Below are 20,494 nucleotides of genomic sequence, written 5' to 3'. Positions count from 1 at the left end.
TAATATTTTTTTGTTATTCTGCGGTGTGCTTATCCACACAAGTCACGTTTTCCGGTGTCCAGGTTACCCTTTTTACAAAGTCTTTTTCGCGGACAGGGCAGTTTTCAATCTGGCAAACGGGGCAGGAGATGGGTTTACAGTCATCCATGTGAAAATTAAATTCTATTGTTCTGCTGATGTTTTTTGCCAACAGGAGAATTACTTTTTCCATTTCGTTGTGGGCATCACGCAGGCTGTAATACCAGGGCAGTGTAATATGAGCATCGATGTGAAGATGGGCGCCAAACTGCTGGATTTTCATATTGTGTACGTCTATCCATTCGGTTCTTCGGTTATCTTCCAGAACTTTAATGATCTGGTTGAGAAGATCAGGATCCTGCTCGTCCATAATTCCGCTCAGAGACTTGCGGACGATCTTGTAGCCGACAACGATAATGTAACCTCCAAAAATCAAAGCTACGACAGAATCTATCCAATAAATTTTAGTGAAATAAACCACAACTAAGCTTATCACAACACCAAGCGTGGTAATGGTATCCGATTGCAAATGTTTCCCGGAAGAAATTAAGACCAAAGAATTTTCCTGTTCGCCTTTTTTAATGGAAATATATCCTAAAAAATAATTGACAATTGCGGTGGCAGCGATAATCCAGATTCCCCAATCCAGCTTATTCAAAACTTTACCTACAACCAAACTGTTGATGCCTTCGTAAATAATCATAATTCCGGCAATGGCAATTAAAGCACCCTCAATTCCGGAAGTGACAAATTCTACCTTTCCGTGTCCGTAAGGATGGTCTTCATCTTTGGGTTTTGCAGCAAGATAAAGAGAATATAATCCCATAAATGCACTGATGACATTCACGATACTTTCCATGGCATCAGAAAAAACGGCATCGGAATTCGTGAGTTTCCATGCGATGATTTTTCCTATAAAAAGAATAACTCCAAAAGCTGCAATAAGCTTTTGAAAGGATAATTTATCTTTTTTATTATTTGTCTGAACGTTCATAGGTTTGATAAAAAAAAGAATCTCAATTTTGAGACTCTTTTTATTTTTGTTAGTTTACACTAAGTTATTTGCTACGATGTATTCTGCGATCTGTACTGCGTTGGTTGCAGCTCCTTTTCGCAGATTGTCTGCTACAATCCAGAGGTTGAGCGTTTTCGGCTGGGAAAAGTCTCGTCGGATTCTTCCCACAAAAACTTCGTCTTTTCCTTCAGAATATAAAGGCATTGGATATTCGTTGTTTTTCACGTTATCCATTACCACAACTCCGGGAGTTTCAGACAAGATTTTTCTTACTTCATCAAGTTCGAATTCGTTTTCAAACTCAATATTTACACTTTCAGAGTGACCTCCCTGAACGGGAACTCTCACGGCTGTAGCCGTTAAATTAAATGTATCGTCCCCTAAGATTTTCTTAGGTTCTTTCATTAATTTAATCTCTTCTTTGGTATAATCATCATCTGAAAATACATCACAGTGTGGCAATGCATTTTTGAAGATCTGATAAGGATATACTTTTGCAATGGTATCATCTCCGCTGATTTCTCCGTTTAATTGATCTACGGCAGCTTTACCCGTTCCTGTTACAGACTGGTAAGTAGAAACGATTACTCTTTTTAAGTCGTATTTTTTATTTAAAGGTCCTAAAACCATTACTAACTGAATCGTAGAACAGTTCGGATTTGCAATGATCTTGTCTTCTTTCGTCAATACATCTGCATTGATTTCCGGAACGATCAATTTCTTGTCAGGATCCATTCTCCAAGCCGAAGAATTGTCGATCACCGTTGTTCCTGCTTCAGCAAAAAGAGGTGCGAATTCAAGAGAAGTATTACCACCAGCTGAGAAGATTGCAATATCCGGTTTGGCAGCTATAGCGTCTTTCATGCTTACAATTGTAAATTCTTCCTGTTTATACTTCACCTTTTTACCAATAGATCTTTCTGATGCTACCGGGATTAATTCTGTGATAGGGAAGTTTCTCTCTTCGAGAACTTTAAGCATAACTTGTCCAACCATTCCTGTTGAACCGACTACAGCTACTTTCATTGATTTAGTTAAAATTTTAAGTTAATATATTTATGCCCCAAAGACTCTTGCCCAAGGGAATGCGAATGCGAATAAACCTGCTGCAAGTAATCCCATCACCACGATTCCTAAAGAAATGGTAGGATTTACTTTTACTTTTTTATTAATAATAGTCATTAAAACAGCAGCAATCAACATAGAAAATGGATGTTCTACAAACTGGAATCTTGTGTAAGGATCTTTCATTAAAGTTCCCGCATCCAAAGCAGCTTTAAATCCTGGAGAGAAGATGAATAACAAACATATTCCCACCAAAAACTGAACGTGGAAGAAGATCATTGTAAAAAGGGTAATTTTCTTTAAAAACTTGTTCACTTTACCACTGTAACCGAACATGGTCGTTAGAAGAGCAATAACAAATACTGCGACTAAAACCAATTCTAAATACCCGAATCCTTTATGGGCGCTAAGAAACACTTTGTAAAAATCCATAATCCTATTTTTTCTTTTTTCTAAAGGCAAATATAACAAAAATCCCGGCGAAAAGCCGGGATTGGTATATATAAAATCTAATGTTTTAATTAATTAGAAGTTGAATGATAATGTAGCTGCCCATGTTCTTCCGAATCCGAAGAATACTTGGTTGCCTGTAGCAACACCATTGTATAATTTGCCTGCTTGCTCGTAAGTTGGAGCTGTTGCTCCTGTACCAGTTTTATCATCAGCGTGAATAGCCGTTAGAGATTCTGCGATATAAGTAGTATCAAACAAATTATAAACATTTCCTCTAATTGTAAAGAATTGTGAAGGGTTGTTTAGTCTGATTTTGTAAGAAATACCTAAGTCAAATAAATGGTAATCAGGAAGTTGTAGTGCACCTTTAGCCCCGGCCTGGCTATAACTATAAACATCTAAAGTTGAGTATAAATTATTCGCATATCTCCAGTTTGCGTCGATTTTAAGATCCTTAACTGGAGTTACTGTAACACCTAGGGCGGCAGTCATTTGAGCAGATTCTCCTACTTTTACTTTATCTAAGTTAAGTGTTAGCTCATTAGTAGTATTTCCTGGCAGAATAAATGGTGAGTTATCTGCATCGTTGAACGTTGCAGCTGTTGCAGTTCCTTTATAACGCCAATCTCCAACAGAGAACATACCATATGCAGATAAGAATTTATTAAGAACTAAATTAGCATCAAATTCAATACCTTGGTGAATTTCGTTCATTCCATTAATTTCTGCATAATAAGTAGTTCTTACGTTTGCAGGGCTAGTGTAAGATAATCCCGTTTTTCTTTGGTATCTGTCATCCCAAGTAGTTCTGTATATATTTACATTCGCATTGAATTTTGCAGATCTAAATCCATATCCTAATTCTGCACCAAATATTTTTTCATTTGTTGCATCTGGAGAAATGACGTTTTCGTTACTTCTGTAGATTGAATTAAAGAAAGGTTGTTTTTCGTAATAACCAACGTTACCAAATACATTGTGGTGTTCGTTAATGTTATAATTTGCTCCTGCCTTAACATTGTAACCAATTAAGTTTTTATAATCAGTTGTTGTAGGCATAATGGTTCCATTCTTAGATTTAGTAACGTTATCAACGATAAAGTTATCTATTCTTTGGAAACCTTGGTTAGAAACAGATCCTTGTACAAATGCAGAGAAATCATTTTTGGTATATTCAAATTGTCCAAAAGCACCATACCAAAGTACGTTAGAGTCATTACTAAAAGTAATTCTGTTATTAATATCCGTTATTTTTCCTCCAAAAGGATTCCATCTTGGATCTGTACTTTCGGTTGCAGTTACAATATTGTTACCAATGTTTTTATTGGCTTTGTCAAGATATCCAGAACCTCCTAATAAATCACTTACAACTGTATAGTGGTAACCTTTGTAGTATCTAGCATCAATACCTGCGGTGAATTTCAAGTTGTCATTAATCTGGTGGTTAAAACTTGAAATTATCCCAAACCAGTTATGAGAGTTTACAGAAGCATTTCTGATTAAAATTCCTTTTGTAGGATCTGATGCTTGGTTTGCTGCATAAATTGCATCAAAATTATAAAGCCCAGTATTTGGATCTCTGAATGTGCTTAAACTCTTTCCGTTTGCATTTCCTGTAGTATTAGTACCGCCACCTCTTCCGAAAGAAGCATATACAACAGTGTTAAGTTTTGATTTCTCACTAATATTCCAATCCCAGTTTACAGACATTACGGGCTTGTGATAGTAGTTTACTCTTGCAGAATATTCTTCACCTTTTAAATATCCCCAGTCAGAGTTATATTTTCTATCTGGTGATCCGTCGTGATCTTGGTTGTAAAGAATATAATTATCGATTGTCGATGCATAAGATCTTTGATTGTGCCATTGAGGAGCACCAGTGATTGTAAACTGGAAATCATGTTTGCTATTTGGTTTACTATAACCTAAAGCGAAGTAGTAATTATACCCTTCAAACTTAGTTCCGTCTGCATACATTGATCCTGCAGTTCTACTCATTAAAAATGAAGAAGACCAACCTTTTGAAGATTTTCCTGTATTATAAGCAAACAAAGATTTAACATAGTCATCATTACCTAATCCTAATGATACAATACCTCCCTGTTTTTTATCAGCAGCTCTCGTTAATATGTTTACTGTACCTCCGATAGATGCAATTGCTAATTTAGAAGAACCTAATCCTCTCTGAACCTGCATTGCAGAAGTTACATCAGAAAGCCCAGCCCAGTTAGACCAATAAACAGCACCATTTTCCATGTCGTTTACCGGCATACCATTTACCATTACGGCAATGTTATTTTGGCTAAAACCTCTAATATTTAATTTTGAATCTCCAAAACCACCTCCAGCTTTTGTTGCATAAACAGATGGAGTTGTGTTTAGGATTTCAGGAAATTCCTGATTTCCTAATCTCTCAACAATCTGTGCTTCTTTAATTGTTGAAACGGCAACGGGTGTTTTTCTATCTTTAGCGATATCGGCAACACCTATTAATACTACCTCATCAATGTCTTTAGATCTAGTTGTCTTTACTGTGTCCTGAACTTGTTGAGCATAATAAACGCTAGCTGTAGATAAAGTGATTATCGCGGTTAGCATTGATTTGTTGATTAATTTCATAATCGTTAGTAATAGTTAGATTTAATTTTCTGCAAAATTCGGAAAATAAATTTTAACTAATATTAACTGTATGTTAATTTTTAATCGATCTTAATAAGGTTTAAAATGTTGATTTACAATGTATTGAATAATAATTGATAATTCATATGAAAAAAATCACATTATTGAATTTTTAACAAAATGCGATCATTTTTATTAAATATTCAACGCTATTTTACAGCTTTAAGACTCAGATCCATATTCTCTGCAGAATGTGTTAATGCACCTGCCGAGATGTAGGTAACGCCTGTAGAAGCGATTTCTTTCAGTTGTTCACGGGTAATTCCGCCGGATGCTTCAGATTCGCAAGTACCGTTAATCATCTTAACCGCTTTTTTCATTGTTTTCACATTCATGTTATCAAGCATGATTCTATCAACTTTCGCTTTGATGGCTTCCTCCACTTCTTCAAGGTTTCTGGTTTCGACCTCTATTTTAAGTTTCTTTTTATTCTTTTTAATATAATCTTTAGCCATTTTTACAGCATTCGTAATACTTCCATTGTAATCAATGTGATTATCTTTCAGCATGATCATATCGTAAAGTCCGTATCTGTGATTGGTTCCACCGCCGATGGCAACTGCCCATTTTTCACAAACTCTGAAATTCGGGGTTGTTTTTCTGGTATCTAAAAGTTTAGTTTTAGTCCCGACCAATCTTGAATCCCAATCGTGAGTAAGCGTTGCAATGCCACTCATTCTTTGCATACAATTTAAAACCAATCTCTCTGTAGAAAGAATTGACCTTGCGCTGCCCGTTACAATAAAAGCAACGTCTCCAACTTTTACAGCATCACCGTCTTTTACGAAAGTTTCAACTTTTAAGTTTTTATCAAAAGTTTTGAAAATAATTTCAGCCAGTTCCACACCTGCCAAAATACAGTCTTGCTTTACAAGCAATTTTGCACTTTGCTGCAATTCTTTCGGAATTGTGGAAAGAGTAGAGTGGTCTCCATCCTGAATATCTTCTTCCAAAGCATTCTTGATGAATTGTTTTAATACTTTATCTGTGGCGTATGCTGGTCTTTTCATTTTCTATGTTTTTAAGCTAAATCTTTATTATAAAACGCACCTTTATTCTCCGTCATTTCCATAGATTGGGTGATGATGAGGTGAGCAACAGTTGTTAAATTTCTTAGTTCTGATAATTGTGGCGAAAGAATAGAGTAGTGGTAGATTTCATTTACGGCGGCAGCAATTTCCTGATGCTTTTGTAAAGCCATATTCAGACGGCGGTTGCTTCTTACAATTCCGACCAAGTCACTCATCATTTCCTGTAATTGTTTTCTTAAATAAGATATAATTACCATTTCATCCATGATTTTCATGCCTTCTTCATTCCATTCCGGAACGGCTTTTAAATCATCGAAGTTAAAATTATTTTCATTTAAAAGATCTACAGTTTTCATTGCAGCATTGTGCCCGAAAACCAAACCTTCCAATAAAGAGTTTGAGGCTAATCTATTTGCACCGTGAAGTCCGGAATTCGTACATTCTCCAACAGCAAAAAGATTTCTGATAGATGACTGTCCGTCTTTATCCACTTCAATTCCACCCATTAAATAATGACAAGCCGGAACCACAGGAATCAGTTGTGTAAAAGGATCAACCCCCTCGTCTTTACATTTCTTATAAATATTCGGGAAATGCTCTAAGAATTTTTCATGATTCATTTCTTTACAATCTAATCCTACGTATTCGTCTCCGGTAATTTTCATTTCGGCGTCGATGGCTCTTGCAACAATGTCTCTGGATGCTAATTCTTCACGCTCATCATATTTCTGCATGAATTTTTCACCTTTTTTTGTCCTTAATTTTGCTCCGTCTCCACGTACGGCTTCAGAAATTAAAAACAACATTCCATCCATTTTGCTGTATAGTGCTGTTGGATGAAATTGATAATACTGCATATTGGAAACATTTCCTTTGGCTCTTGCTACAAAAGCGATTCCGTCACCTGTTGCAATTTTAGGATTTGTTGTGTTTTTGTAAACATGACCGGCCCCTCCGGTGGCAACCAATGCTATTTTTGATGTGATTTTCTTAATTGTTTTAGACTTTTCATCTAAAACATAGGCACCATAGCAATGAATATCGCCTTCGTTCAATTCCTTTCCGGGAACATGGTGCTGTGTAATAATATCGATGACATAATGATGGTCAAGAATTTCGATATTCGGGCTGTTTTTTACGGTTTGCAAAAGAGCTCTTTCAATCTCAAAACCTGTAATATCTTTGTGATGTACTATTCTGTTCTCGGTATGACCGCCTTCTCTCCCTAAAGCGAATTCGCCGTTTTTCATGTCAAAATTGGCACCCCATTCCACAATCTCGTTGAATCTTGCAGGAGCCTCTTTTACTACCATTTCTACAACATCGCGTTTGTTCTCGCCGTCTCCGGCACGCATGGTGTCTTCAATATGTTTGTTGAAATTATCGTTTTTAGAATCTGTAACTACCGCAAGACCACCTTGTGCGTATTTGGTATTGCTTTCGTCTTCGTCAGACTTTGTTACGATGATTATTTTGGCATCAGGAAGTTGCTCAGAAACTTTTATGGCATAAGAAAGTCCCGAAATCCCGGAACCGATTACTAATACATCCGCTTTTATCATATCCTTAGTTTAAGACAATTGTCTAAATAATTAAATAAATTTAAACAATTTTTCGTTTGGTTTTCTTACTTTTTTCATGTGCTGGAAATGATCTTCTTCCGATCGGTAGCCTAATGCAAGGGTGACGGTTACTTTTTCGGTGTCAGGATTTATTTCTAAAATTTCTTCAATAAGTTCCTGGCGGAAGCCTTCCATGGGGCAAGTATCTATATTTTCTATTGCTGAGGCATACATTAGGTTTGCCAGAACAATATAAGACTGTTTTTCTGCCCAGTTGAAAATTTCGTCTTGAGTTTTTTGTGTAATATGCTGATTGATGCTATTTCTGAATGGTTCCAATGTTTCAATTTGTGTATCCCTTACTTCAGAAATATGTCTGAAATATCCATTAATATAGCTTTCATCCACTATTTTTTTTGAAACAATAACAATTAAATGAGAGCATGTGGAAATTTGTGACGGATTATAAAAAGCAGGAATTAGTTTTTGTTTCATTTTCTCACTTTCTACCACGATTATTTTGTAAGGCTGGAGACCAAGAGAGCTTGCCGCTAATTTTCCTGATTCAAGAATATTGTGCAGTGTTTCCTGAGGGATAATTTCGTTGTTGAATTTCTTCACAGAATATCGTCTGCTTAAAGCCTCTAAATAATTCATAACACAAATTTAAGAATTGAATGCGAATAAAGGATATTTAAAACAAAATATCTCTTCCCAAATTAGGTTAAAAAAAGATCACTCCAAAAATGAAGTGATCTGTATTTTGCATTAAAAAGATTTTAGACTTAATCTCTGTTTTTAACAAGAATCCAACCTGCATATTTGATAGGAGTACTTTTCTTGTCGTTTTCGTTCCATGAGATAGAATACCAGTAGCTTCCCGTAGGAACTTTTCTGCCACCTGCGGTTCCGTCCCATCTGTATTTATTAGATTTGTCGGCTCTGTGAATTTGTGCTCCGTATCTGTCAAATACATTAAACACAAGATTTTTCTTGCCAGCAAGCGCTGAATAATCAATTCCGTCATTTACGCCATCTCCGTTTGGAGTAATTACGTTAATCAAATTCGGAATGACAATCGTAATATCGATCGGATCACAGTCGTAAGCATCTTTAACAAAAATTTTGCTGTCACCTCTTGCTACATTTTTAAATTCATTAGAATCCTGCCAAGTGATACCGTATAAAGAATATTTGTAAGGTGCTGTTCCGCCTGCTGCGTAAACTGTAACAACATTATTGTTGATGTCAACACTTGTAATCACGGGTTGTTCAGATGGATATACTTTTACTGCCTGCGTTGCAATACAGTTTCCTGTTTTTAATTTAACCCAATACGTACCTACTCCTACATTGCTGATTGCTTGTGTCGTGGCACCAGTACTCCATTCATAAGTTGTAAATCCAGGACCTGCATCCAGAGTGGTCCTGTCTTCAATACAAATGATTTTATCTTCAAGAATACTTGAAAAAACAGGAGGGATTACGATAAGAGTTACTTTTGCAATATTGAAACATCCGTTGGAATTGGTTACTTTAATATAAACAACTCCGTTGGGCGCAATGTAATTTGACGGATTTGGAATTTCATTAGTTCCGTTTTGAGCATCTGTTAAAGAAGGGTAATAATTTTTGGTAATTCCTGTATTAGAAGTGACGGGAGCCAATACAAGATTAAATAGCCCCGTTGATGGTTTTGTTTCAATGAAACAGGTTCTCAGTGTTGTATCAGTTACGGTAACAACAGGAGCAACTTTCAGAATTAATTTTGCATCATTATTATCACATAATACCGATGAAGGATCTTTTATGACGACAGAAATATTGGTGTCTGCCGTATATTGGAAATTCGTCGGATTGGCAATCGGAGTTCCGCTTCCTGTAATATAATAGGCGAAAGTGTAATTAGCAGGGGTTGCTGTATACTGAGAATTTAAAGTCGTTAAATCAATCGTTGAAATTCCTGTTACGTCCGGACAGATAGATTTAGTAATCGTACTGGTAAGTAACGGAATTTTATCTACAAAAACTTTTACATTTTTAATAGAATGTCTCGATCTGTTTCCTCCTGTAGAAGCAGAAAATCCGAAATATCCTACAGTCATTCCAGCAGCAGAGCCTGAAGGAGCAAAAGGCTGATTACAGATCAAATTTCCATTGATTTTAATGGTTATATTCCAGTTTTGTGTACCAGCAATAACTTCTCCTAATACCTCAACATGTTTATATGTTGTCCCTTGAAAAGGCAGGGTAGTATTCATATCTGGTGAGTGAAAAGAGCTCCCAGGAACATTGAAAAACTCTACATTGTTGTTATCGGTTGTGTTGGCGATCTGCCCGTATCCAACGTGTACTTTGCTCATTACGGCAGTCGTTGTATTGTTATAGGTATCAAATCCTACAACTAAACCGATTGCATTCTGGGAAACTCCCAGACCTGAACCTAAGACACTGGCAATTGGTGGGTTTTGAAGATACCAAAATGCAATCCCGTCTCCGTTGGCAGTTTGGTTAGAATCCATTCTGAAATCAAATTCCACACGCCACTTATCACAGTACTTTAAGTTGATGGGATCGTTTACTCTTATAGATCCGGACTGGTTGTTGGTATCTGGAGTCAGCTGAATAAAATCTCCTCCGGTTCCGACTACTGTCGGTGCTACCATTGTCCAGCCGGTAGTATTTATTGTCGGTCCTACAAGCTGGTACGTTTGTGAAATAAGATGCCTTGGAAAGCAGATTAAAAGGATTAAAAATAAAAAAAGATAGTTTTTTTTCATAAGCGAAAGTTTATTAGTTTGAAAGTTTGTAAATATACCTAAATTTCATTGATAATTAATGAGTTATTTTCATGATTAATGTAGGGATTCGACATCTATCGTAAGGTAATAGTTAGATATATGTATTGTCTCAATTCAATTATTTAAAGTTTAAAAAATTTGTTTGTATTTTTAAGATCAAAAAAGATCACTCCAAAAAATGAAGTGACCTTTTAAATTATATTAGAATGGTTATTGTGATTAATCTCTATTTTTTACAAGAATCCAACCTGAATATTTTATCGGTGTGCTTTTCTTGTCATTTTCATTCCATGAAACAGAATACCAATAACTTCCTGTAGGAACTTTTCTTCCGCCTACAGTTCCGTCCCATCTGTATCTGTTTGTTTTATCTGCCTGATGTATTTTTGCGCCGTATCTGTCGAACACATTAAATACTAAGTTTTGCTTACCTGCGAGCGCTGAATAATCAATAGCATCATTTATTCCGTCTCCGTTTGGTGTAATTACGTTGATTAAGTTCGGAACGACGATGGTAATATCTATAGGATCACAGTCGTAAGCATCTTTAACATAAATTTTGCTGTCACCTCTGGCAACACCATTAAATACATTAGAATCCTGCCATGTAATTCCGTCCAATGAATATTTGTACGGAGCAGTGCCTCCAATTGCATATACTGTGACTGTGGTGTTAGAAATATCAACACTGGAAATTACCGGTTGCTCCGAAGGGTAAACTTTAACGGTTTGGGTAGCAATGCAATTTCCTGTCTTCAATTTTACCCAATAAGTACCTACTCCTACATTACTGATAGTTTGAGTTGTTGCGCCTGTGCTCCATTCATAAGTTGCGAAGCCCGGACCTGCATCTAATGTTGTTTTGTCTTCAATACAAATGATTTTATCTTCCAATATATTAGAAAACACTGGCGGGATTACAATTAAAGTAACTTTTGCGATAGAATAACACCCGTTTGCGTTAGTAACCTTAATATAAACGACTCCATTTGGAGCAATATGCGGATTGGTTAAAACTTCATTAGTTCCATTGGTTGCATCTGTTACTGATGGATAATATTTTTTCGTTACGCCAGTCTGTAAAGTAACAAGTGCCGTACTAAGATCGAATGAGGCTAAAGACGGATTAGTGTCTAAAGAACAAGATCTTAAGGTAGCGTCTTGTGTCACTACGACAGGTAATAAAGATAATGTAATCTCTGCTACGTCTACACAACCTTGTGGAGTGGTTGCCTTACAATAAATTACAGCTGCCGGCGAAAAATAACTCCCCGGATTTGTAATAGGAATATTATTGTTGAGGTCAAACATCGTATTAAAGAACTCTTTTGTCACACCCGGAACAGTGGATACTGCTGCTGCTGTAAGGTCAAATACCGCTCCTCCTGCATTGTTGTTGTTACAACCCGTGAGCGTAACATCATTTGCTGCAAATGGACTTGGGTTTAATACAATTTGTCCGTCACCATTATCACATAATGTTGATGATGGATCTTTTACGACAACAGTAATAGTTACTGGACCTGAATATGAATAATTTGTCGGAGTTCCAATTGGTGTGCCCCCAGGTCCGAGATAAGTAAATGTATAATTCGCCGGATTTGTAACAAACTGATTCTGGAAAGAGGTTAAATCTACTGTCCCGCTTCCTGTGGATGGATTTACACATACAAAAGGAGTAACGGTATTCGTAAGAATCGGAACTTTATCGATATAAATTTTAGCATTTTTAATAGAGTGTCTCGCACTTGCCCCTCCGGTCGCTGCCGAGAATCCGAAATATCCGGTTGTCATACCAATAGCTCCACCTGAAGCCGTAAATGGCTGATCGGCAATCATCACACCATCCAACTGAACTTTAATATGCCAGATATTCGGGTTGAGAGCATCCATTTCACCGTTTACCTCAACATGTTTATATGTTGATCCTACAAACGGTTGAGTCGGGTTAAGGTCTGCAGAGTGGAAAGTACTTCCTGCTGTATTATTATATTCAATATTGTTGTTTCCCGCAGGAAGGTTGTTTGAACCATACAAAATATGGACTTTGCTCATTTGCCCTTCAGTAGAATTGTTGAAGATGTCGAAACCGACCATTAATCCGTTAGCTCCGGAAGGAATTCCTAAACCGCCACCTCCTGTAAAAGCCGTGGGAGGATTGGCAAGATACCAGAATGTGAATCCGTCACCTCTTCCATAAGCGGTTGTTCCGTTTCCGTCGATTCTGAAATCGAATTCAACTTTCCATTTATCGCAGTATTTAAGATTGATGGGAGCTGCCAGCTGTACAACACCGAATTGACTTCCCACGTCCTGCGTAAGCCGAATAAAGTCACCCTGTACCGAAGCGTTGGAAACAAGGTTCCATCCAGTAGTGTTTACTGGATTTCCTGTAAGCTGATAAGTCTGTGAAGATAATGTTCCGGACAGACAAAAGGCCATGATAAAAAAATAAGAGAGTAGTGCTTTTTTCATCTGAAGCAATTTGGTTAAAGTTTATTTTTATTTAATTTTTGTAAATATATTGAATTTTAATCATTTAAATAGTTTATTCTCTTTGGTAATACGTTTAATTTTGCTAATTAGTTAACAAAATAGATATATTGTCATTAAAATAGAAATTTTAAATGAGATAATTCTCTGTTTGGATTTAAAAAAAGACCACTCCCAATCGGAGTGATCTCATTATAAAAATTATTCCCTGTTTTTTACTAATACCCAGCCGTTGTATGTTGTTTGAGTATTGTTTTTGTCGTTTTCATTCCATACGATGGTGTACCAGTATGTTCCTGTGATTACTTTTTTGCCGCCTGCTGTTCCGTCCCAAGTGTAGTTTCGGATTTTGTCAGCCTTATACATCATATTGCCATATCGGTCGTAGATTGTGAAAACAAGATTTTTCTTGTATGCTAAGGCAGAATAATCAATGAAATCATTTTTATTATCTCCATTCGGAGTGATGGCATTTAGAAGATTTGGAACTGTTATCTGAACATGAATGGGATCACAATTGTAATCATCTTTTACATAAACCACAACTTCACCTCTTGCAAGCCCTGTGAATATGTTAGAATCCTGCCAGTTAATACCATCTAAAGAATATTTGTAAGGCGCTTTTCCGCCCGTTATATTTACGGCAATTGTATTATTGGTAATATCAATCGTAGAAATAACAGGCTGTGGAGCTGCGTTTACTCTTACAAGTTGCATTGTTCTACATGGTCCTGTTGTCAATTGTACCCAATAAAGACCTACCGGAACATTGCTGATAGATTGTGTTGTATCTCCTGTACTCCATAAATAGCTGTCAAATCCAGGTCCTGCGTCTAATGTTGTTTTTTCGTCGATACAAACTGTCTGATCTTTTAAAACAGAAGAATAAACTGGTGGTAAAACTTTAAGGTTTATTTTAGCGATAACAAAACATGTTGCAATATCTGTAATTCTTACATATATAGTAGACGTTGTTGAAATATAATTTGTAACAGGTGTTAAAATTTCATTAGTTCCTGCTAAAGCATCCGCTAAGGTTTTAAAGTATCTCTTTGTAATTGATGACGCCGTAGTTACGTTAGCTTGTGTTAAATCGAATGAAGCAGTTGTAGGTGCACTTTCGATAAAACAAGACTCTAAAGTTGCTTCGGTTGTAGGGATTGCTGCAAAGAATTTTAATGTAATCGGTGCGGAGCCTGTACATCCCAACGGTGTTGTCACTTTTACGTAAACTGTTGTAGCGGCGGATACAAAAGAATCAAAATTTACAATTTCATTCGTTCCTGCATTAAGATCTGCTAAGTTTCTATAATATTTTTTAGTAGATCCGGCTGGTTCTCCAACATTTGCAAGCGATAAGTTAAAAGTTGCCGTTCCTACATTATTATTGTTACAAGATTCGAGAGTCTGAGCATTTGCGGTAAACGGTGATAAATTCAACTGTATTTTACCGTCGGGATTATCGCAGAGAACTCCGGAGTTATCTTTAATTAAAACGGAAACTGTCGTGTTTGCGCTAAATTGATAATTGTTTGGAACTGGAATTGGTGTTCCTCCTACGCTATACGAGAATGTGTAGTTAGCGGGGTTTGTAACGAATTGGCTTTGATAACTTGTTAAGTTAGCAGTTCCCTGTCCTGTTGTTGGATTAGGGCAGAAAGTATCTGTTACAGTAGCTTGATTAATTGCCACTTTATCTACATAAACTTTTACGTTTTTAATAGAATGTCTCGATCTGTTACCACCGGTAGAGGCTGAAAAACCAAAATATCCTACCGTCATTGCGGCAGCTGCACCCGCTGGTGCAAAATTTTGGTTGCAGATTACATTTCCGTCAATAGTAATTTTTATAGCCCAGCTTTGAGTTCCGGGAACAACCTGACCTGTTACTTCAACGTGTTTATAAGTCGCTCCCTGAAAAGGAAGCGTTGTATTCATATCCGGAGAGTGAAAAGAACTTCCTGCAGTGTTGAAAAACTCAACATTATTACTGTCTGTCGTGTTGGCAACCTGTCCGTATGCCACATGTACTTTACTCATCACAGCAGTTGTAGTGTTGTTGTAAGTATCAAACCCTACAATAAGCCCCACGGCATTCTGTGAAACCCCAAGTCCTGAACCTAATACACTTGCTACAGGAGGGTTTTGAAGATACCAAAAGGCAAGACCGTCTCCATTGGCAGTTTGGTTAGAATCCATTCTGAAATCGAATTCCACTCGCCACTTGTCGCAATATTTCAGGTTAATGGGATCATTCAGTCTGATAGAACCGGATTGGTTATTGGTATCGGGAGTCAGCTGTATAAAATCATTGGTAGAACCTACAATTGTCGGCGAAACCATCGTCCATCCTGTTGTAGAGATAGGATTTCCTGTAAGTTGATAGGTTTGGGAAGAAAGAAATTGTGGAATACACATCAAAAAACTTACAACCCAAAAGAGGTAGATTTTTTTATTCATTTATTGGTACGCTTAAAATTAGACGTGTAAAGATATTAAATCCCAGACAATAAATGTGTAATTAATATTAATTTTACCGAAATTGATGTGTAATCTGTAATAAATGATTAGTTAAAAAATGAAATGCTAAATATATTTGAAGAGAATTTAGTTTGATTATAATTTAGAATAAAGAATTGTTTTCGAGATTCTCAAAATAAGTATCAACTTCTAAACTGTCTGATGCAGCAGCAGTTACAGCAAGCTTATCGCACAGTTCATTTTCAAAATGTCCCGCATGTCCTTTGATCCAGTGCATTTTAGGGTTGTGTAAATTGTATAATCCTACGAATTTTTGCCAAAGATCAGGATTTTTCACATTTTTCCATCCTCGTTTTATCCATCCTGCGAGCCAGTTTTGGTTGATGGCATCAGAGACATACTTGCTGTCAGTGTAAATATGAATATCGTTTTTAGAAGACTTGAGTTTTTCCAAAGCAGTGATTACCGCCAACAGTTCCATTCTGTTATTGGTGGTTTTTCTAAAACCTTTAGAGAATGTTTTCTGATATTTTTTTTCAGGAACACGCATGAGAATTCCATATCCGCCTTTTCCTGGATTTCCGCTGCAAGCTCCGTCGGTGTATATTTCTATTCTCAAGGGTTTTATTTAGAGGTTGAAATTTGGTTTAAAATTAAAACTGATGAAAGTTATATTTAAAAATGAAACTAATCTTAGTATTAAATTTTAAAAAGGAAAATCATCATCGTCATCCAGATCGTTCATGGAAGATCCTGAAAGTTTAGAACTATCGGGAAGATCAAATGCTGCACCTGGCTGAATGGTTGTTTTAATTTTATCAAAACCACTTGGCTCTCCTAATAATCCTGCATTAGAATTGTAGCCTATTCCTCCATCGAATGCTGCTTCAATATCAGCAAATTTTGCAAAATGTTTTAAGAAAGATAAACGAACATCCGCAGTTGCCCCGTTTCTGTGCTTGGCGATAATTAATTCTGCCTGATTTTCTGTTGAGGTTTCCTGACCTTCTTCATCGTTATCCCAAACGGTAATTTTATAATATTCCGGACGGAAAATAAAAGATACAATATCCGCATCCTGCTCAATCGCTCCGGATTCCCTCAAATCTGAGAGCTGAGGTCTTTTTCCGGGACGTGTTTCCACACTACGTGAAAGCTGAGAAAGGGCAATTACGGGAACATTCAGTTCTTTTGCAATTGCTTTTAACGAACGCGAAATCATGGAAATCTCCTGTTCACGGTTTCCGACTCCTTTTCCACTGCCTCCGCCGGCTGTCATCAGCTGAAGGTAGTCGACCATGATTATTCTCACACCATGCTGCATTACCAATCTTCGGCATTTTGCACGGAAGTCGAAAATCGAAAGGGAAGGGGTTTCGTCTATATATAAAGGAGCGTTTTCCAGTTCGGATACGTTGGAGAATAATCTTTGCCATTCTTCGTCATCCAAAGTTCCTTTTCTTAATTTTTCTGATGAAATTTTTGTTTCGGAAGCAATCATTCTGGTGATCAACTGTACCGAAGCCATCTCCAGGGAGAATAATGCCATCGGGATTTTGTGCCCAACTGCGATATTTCTTGCCATTGAAAGCAGAAAAGCTGTTTTCCCCATCGCCGGACGTGCCGCAATGATGATAAGGTCGGAATTTTGCCAGCCTCCTGTTTCTTTATCTACATCTCTGAATCCTGATGGAACTCCGGAAAGTCCTTCTTTGTCTTTTAAAGATTTTATGGTTTCAATTGCCTGTTTTACTAATGAATTTGCGGTGTCAAATCCTTTTTTAATAGTTCCGTTGGTGATTTCAAAAAATGACTGCTCGGCTTTATCCAACAATTCAAAAACATCTGTTGATTCTTTGTAGGAAGAATCTATAACATTTGCTGAAACATTAATTAAACTTCTTAAAATATATTTTTCAAGAATGACACGTACGTGATATTCGATGTGAGCAGATGAACTTACTCCCATCGTTAATTCAACAATATAATGATCGCCGCCTGCCTGATTTAGTTTTTCAGTTTTTTTCAAATCCTGAATAATCGTCATGATATCGACAGGGTGGTTGGCTTCGTATAATTTTAAAATGGTAGAAAAAATCACCTGATGTCTTGGGTCATAAAAAACATCTGGCGTAAGCAAGTCTATGGAATGGTCGAGTCCCTTTTTGTCAATCAAAAAAGTACCGATAACCAATCTTTCAAAATCTACTGCATTGGGAGGCATTTTTCCGTCAGCAATTGACAGCTCTTTCGCAAAGTTTCCGTTGGTAAGAGATGATAATGTTTCTTTCTGCGCCATTCTGCAAAGATAGTTTTTTTGAAAATCAAATTAAAAATAGTAATCAAGATTATTGTTGATAAGTTATAAAAAGCTACTAGTGAAAGGCTTTATCTCTGTGCATAAAAAAATCACCCCATTGCTGAGGTGATTTTTTATTGATAGTGAATATTTTTATTCTCTGTTTTTTACCAATACCCATCCGTCGTATTTCGTTTGTGTATTGTTTTTGTCGTTTTCATTCCATGTAATGGTGTACCAGTAAGTTCCTGTAATAACTTTCTTGCCACCGGATGTTCCGTCCCATGTGAAGTCTCTGATTTTATCTGCTTTGTACAACATATTTCCGTATCGGTCGTAGATTGTGAAAACTAAGTTTTTCTTGTATGCTAACGCTGAATAATCGATGAAATCATTTTTGTTATCACCATTTGGAGTGATTGCGTTCAATAGGTTTGGTACCGTTACCTGAACATCAATTGGTGCACAATCGAAACTATCTTTTACATATATTTTGTTTTCACCTCTCGGAAGTCCTGTGAATACATTTGAATCCTGCCAGTTAATTCCGTCAAGAGAATATTTGTAAGGAGCAGTTCCTCCATTTACTGTAATTGTGAATGAGTCATTTGTAATATTAATATTTGTAATTACAGGCTGTTCAGAAGAATAAACATTTACAGGCTGTAAAGTCCAGCATGATCCAGTTCTTAAATTCACCCAATATGCACCAACGCCTACATTGGTAATAGATGAAGTTGTTGCTCCGGTACTCCATTCGTATTCGTCGAATCCAGCTCCTGCATCTAATGTTGTTTTATCTTCAAAACAAATTGTTTTGTCTTTCAAAATGGTAGATTTAACCGGAGGGATAACTCTTAGGTTGATTTTTGCAATCGCAAAACATCCGTTACTGTTGAATACTTTTACATAAACAACTCCTGTTGCGGCAATATAAGAATCCGGACTAGGATTTAATATCTCATTTGTTCCGGCTAATGCGTCTGCATTTGTTTTATAATATTTCTTTGTAGTACCGGTTTGAGCAGTTACGTTTGCTGATGTTAAATCAAATAAGGCGGTTGTAGTATTGGTGGCAATAAAACAAGATTCCAATGAAGCATCATATACTGAAACTACAGGATAGAAGTCTAATAATATTTGCCCCTGTCCTGTACATCCTTGCGGTGTTGACACTTTTACATAAATCGTTTTTGGAGCTGCAGAAATATAATTTGTAGTGTTAGTAATTTCATTTGTTCCGGCAGCCAAATCAGCAAGAGAAAGATAATATTTCTTGGTAACATTCGTACTTGTTGGGTATACGTTTGCTGAAGTAAGATCAAAAACTCCGGTTCCTGCGCCATTGTTGTTGCAAGCCTTTATAGTAACGTTCAGTACTGTAAGAGGAGGCAAAAATTGTAATGTTATTTGTGCATTTCCACTACATCCCTGTGTTGTTGATACTTTTACGTAAATTGTTTTTGGTACTGTAGAAGAGTATGCAGTAGCTGGTATAATTTCATTTGTACCGGCATTCAGATCTGCAAGTGTAGGGTAGTATTTCTTTGTAGAGGTACCAGAATAAATCGGAGCGGATGTCAAATCAAAAATACCCGTTCCTGTATTGTTGATGTTACAAGCCGATAACGTTACATTAACTAAAGGAAGCGGAGCCAATTTGAACTTAAATCTTCCTGTCTGTCTACACTCGTTCAACGGATTGGTTGGGTCTACAGGATCCTGATATTTGATACTGTAATAGTATATGTCGGTTCCGTTTACAACAATTGGCGTGGTGATAGGCGCTGTTCCAAACAAAGCATCGTTTGCAGTCGTATGATAAGTAACGTTAAAGTTAAGGTTACCATTCACAATTGAGGCTGTTAATGTGCTGAAATCAAAAGTTGTTGGCAAAGGACACATTGGGATTTCGTTAGGTCCTCCCGCAGGATTTGGAACTCCAGGTGCTATAAATGGATTAGGTGCTAACGTTGGATTCGTAAATGCTGATGATAATGTAGCCGTTCCTCCCCAAGTTAACGAGAATCCACTTGTGTTATTAGAGAAATTATCTACAATCAGATAATAGGTTTCGCCTGGTAAAACATCCATATACTTAACAAAACGGTCTGAAGTATTTCCTAAATTATCAGTACCTGCTGCTTCCGAGGTGTCGAGTGAAGTCATATTAAGACCTGTTGGACCTGTTCCTCCGGAGAATGAACATCTTACAGGAGTTCCTAGATCATCACAGGTTTTATTAGGCCCGTATACAGCCCAGTCATAATCTGCTGATGATGCGGGAGTAATTACAAAGGTTAAAGTTCCGGCAGTTTCTATGGTAAATTTGTACCAAACGGAAAAATTTTCATTATCAGTAAGGCATCCTCCTAAAATTTCCTCTGTTTCTCCTGGACCTGTAGGAGTATAAGAAATACCGGAATTTCCACAAACCGGAATTGCCGTGACGCAATCTGATTGAGAAAAAGCCAATTGTGATAAAAACAGTACAATCAGTAGTAATAATTTCTTCATAAGTAATTATTTATAAATATTATTAATTCTTCGTTAAGTAAAGAAAACCGCTTGAAAAAGCGGTTTTCTTTAACGTGTTT

Annotated in this window: 13 protein-coding genes; all 13 read right to left on the bottom strand. The window is 36.8% G+C overall.

Going from position 1 to position 20,494, the window contains the following annotated elements; translation table 11 throughout:
- Nucleotides 1-13: 13 nt before the first annotated feature.
- Entirely contained in the window at nt 14-1,012 is a 999-nt protein-coding gene (locus ASG22_RS12860; RefSeq protein ID WP_055985151.1) for a cation diffusion facilitator family transporter, read from the bottom strand.
- A 54-nt stretch (nt 1,013-1,066) separates the two neighbouring features.
- On the bottom strand, nt 1,067-2,059 hold the full coding sequence (locus tag ASG22_RS12855; protein WP_055985148.1) for an aspartate-semialdehyde dehydrogenase: 993 nt from the start codon (nt 2,057-2,059) through the stop codon (nt 1,067-1,069).
- A gap of 30 nt (nt 2,060-2,089) precedes the next feature.
- Nucleotides 2,090-2,530, bottom strand: a complete 441-nt coding sequence (locus tag ASG22_RS12850; protein ID WP_055985144.1) for a hypothetical protein — start codon at nt 2,528-2,530, stop codon at nt 2,090-2,092.
- A 93-nt stretch (nt 2,531-2,623) separates the two neighbouring features.
- Entirely contained in the window at nt 2,624-5,170 is a 2,547-nt protein-coding gene (locus tag ASG22_RS12845; protein WP_055985141.1) for a TonB-dependent receptor, read from the bottom strand.
- Nucleotides 5,171-5,379: 209 nt separating this feature from the next.
- Nucleotides 5,380-6,240: a carboxylating nicotinate-nucleotide diphosphorylase gene (gene nadC, locus ASG22_RS12840; protein ID WP_055985138.1), complete on the bottom strand. Its 861-nt coding sequence runs from the start codon at nt 6,238-6,240 to the stop codon at nt 5,380-5,382.
- A gap of 11 nt (nt 6,241-6,251) precedes the next feature.
- Complete coding sequence (gene nadB / locus ASG22_RS12835) at nt 6,252-7,823, bottom strand: L-aspartate oxidase (protein WP_055985135.1); 1,572 nt, start codon at nt 7,821-7,823, stop codon at nt 6,252-6,254.
- A gap of 30 nt (nt 7,824-7,853) precedes the next feature.
- Complete coding sequence (locus ASG22_RS12830) at nt 7,854-8,480, bottom strand: NAD(P)H-dependent oxidoreductase (protein ID WP_055985132.1); 627 nt, start codon at nt 8,478-8,480, stop codon at nt 7,854-7,856.
- A gap of 128 nt (nt 8,481-8,608) precedes the next feature.
- Nucleotides 8,609-10,603, bottom strand: a complete 1,995-nt coding sequence (locus ASG22_RS12825; RefSeq protein ID WP_055985129.1) for a T9SS type B sorting domain-containing protein — start codon at nt 10,601-10,603, stop codon at nt 8,609-8,611.
- 240 nt (nt 10,604-10,843) lie between these two features.
- Entirely contained in the window at nt 10,844-13,099 is a 2,256-nt protein-coding gene (locus ASG22_RS12820) for a T9SS type B sorting domain-containing protein (protein ID WP_082505027.1), read from the bottom strand.
- 219 nt (nt 13,100-13,318) lie between these two features.
- A complete protein-coding gene (locus ASG22_RS12815) occupies nt 13,319-15,577 on the bottom strand; it encodes a lectin-like domain-containing protein (protein WP_055985123.1) in 2,259 nt (752 codons plus the stop codon).
- 163 nt (nt 15,578-15,740) lie between these two features.
- Nucleotides 15,741-16,217: a ribonuclease HI gene (gene rnhA / locus ASG22_RS12810; RefSeq protein WP_055985120.1), complete on the bottom strand. Its 477-nt coding sequence runs from the start codon at nt 16,215-16,217 to the stop codon at nt 15,741-15,743.
- Nucleotides 16,218-16,304: 87 nt separating this feature from the next.
- Nucleotides 16,305-17,897: a replicative DNA helicase gene (gene dnaB / locus ASG22_RS12805; protein ID WP_055985117.1), complete on the bottom strand. Its 1,593-nt coding sequence runs from the start codon at nt 17,895-17,897 to the stop codon at nt 16,305-16,307.
- A gap of 153 nt (nt 17,898-18,050) precedes the next feature.
- On the bottom strand, nt 18,051-20,414 hold the full coding sequence (locus ASG22_RS12800; protein ID WP_055985114.1) for a T9SS type B sorting domain-containing protein: 2,364 nt from the start codon (nt 20,412-20,414) through the stop codon (nt 18,051-18,053).
- Nucleotides 20,415-20,494 lie beyond the last annotated feature (80 nt).

Origin of the sequence: Chryseobacterium sp. Leaf405 (assembly GCF_001425355.1) — a bacterium.
Lineage (GTDB): Bacteria > Bacteroidota > Bacteroidia > Flavobacteriales > Weeksellaceae > Chryseobacterium.
The sequence above is the reverse complement of the archived record's forward strand: the minus strand, read 5'-3'. Positions and strand labels throughout refer to the sequence as shown.

Excerpts from the sequence above, each read along its gene's own strand:
- ASG22_RS12830 (WP_055985132.1), bottom strand. The coding sequence starts at position 8,480 with ATGAATTATTTAGAGGCTTTAAGCAGACGATATTCTGTGAAGAAATTC.
- ASG22_RS12825 (WP_055985129.1), bottom strand. The coding sequence starts at position 10,603 with ATGAAAAAAAACTATCTTTTTTTATTTTTAATCCTTTTAATCTGCTTT.
- ASG22_RS12800 (WP_055985114.1), bottom strand. The coding sequence starts at position 20,414 with ATGAAGAAATTATTACTACTGATTGTACTGTTTTTATCACAATTGGCT.
- nadC (WP_055985138.1), bottom strand. The coding sequence starts at position 6,240 with ATGAAAAGACCAGCATACGCCACAGATAAAGTATTAAAACAATTCATC.
- ASG22_RS12845 (WP_055985141.1), bottom strand. The coding sequence starts at position 5,170 with ATGAAATTAATCAACAAATCAATGCTAACCGCGATAATCACTTTATCT.
- ASG22_RS12860 (WP_055985151.1), bottom strand. The coding sequence starts at position 1,012 with ATGAACGTTCAGACAAATAATAAAAAAGATAAATTATCCTTTCAAAAG.
- nadB (WP_055985135.1), bottom strand. The coding sequence starts at position 7,823 with ATGATAAAAGCGGATGTATTAGTAATCGGTTCCGGGATTTCGGGACTT.
- dnaB (WP_055985117.1), bottom strand. The coding sequence starts at position 17,897 with ATGGCGCAGAAAGAAACATTATCATCTCTTACCAACGGAAACTTTGCG.
- ASG22_RS12850 (WP_055985144.1), bottom strand. The coding sequence starts at position 2,530 with ATGGATTTTTACAAAGTGTTTCTTAGCGCCCATAAAGGATTCGGGTAT.
- ASG22_RS12820 (WP_082505027.1), bottom strand. The coding sequence starts at position 13,099 with ATGAAAAAAGCACTACTCTCTTATTTTTTTATCATGGCCTTTTGTCTG.
- ASG22_RS12815 (WP_055985123.1), bottom strand. The coding sequence starts at position 15,577 with ATGAATAAAAAAATCTACCTCTTTTGGGTTGTAAGTTTTTTGATGTGT.
- ASG22_RS12855 (WP_055985148.1), bottom strand. The coding sequence starts at position 2,059 with ATGAAAGTAGCTGTAGTCGGTTCAACAGGAATGGTTGGACAAGTTATG.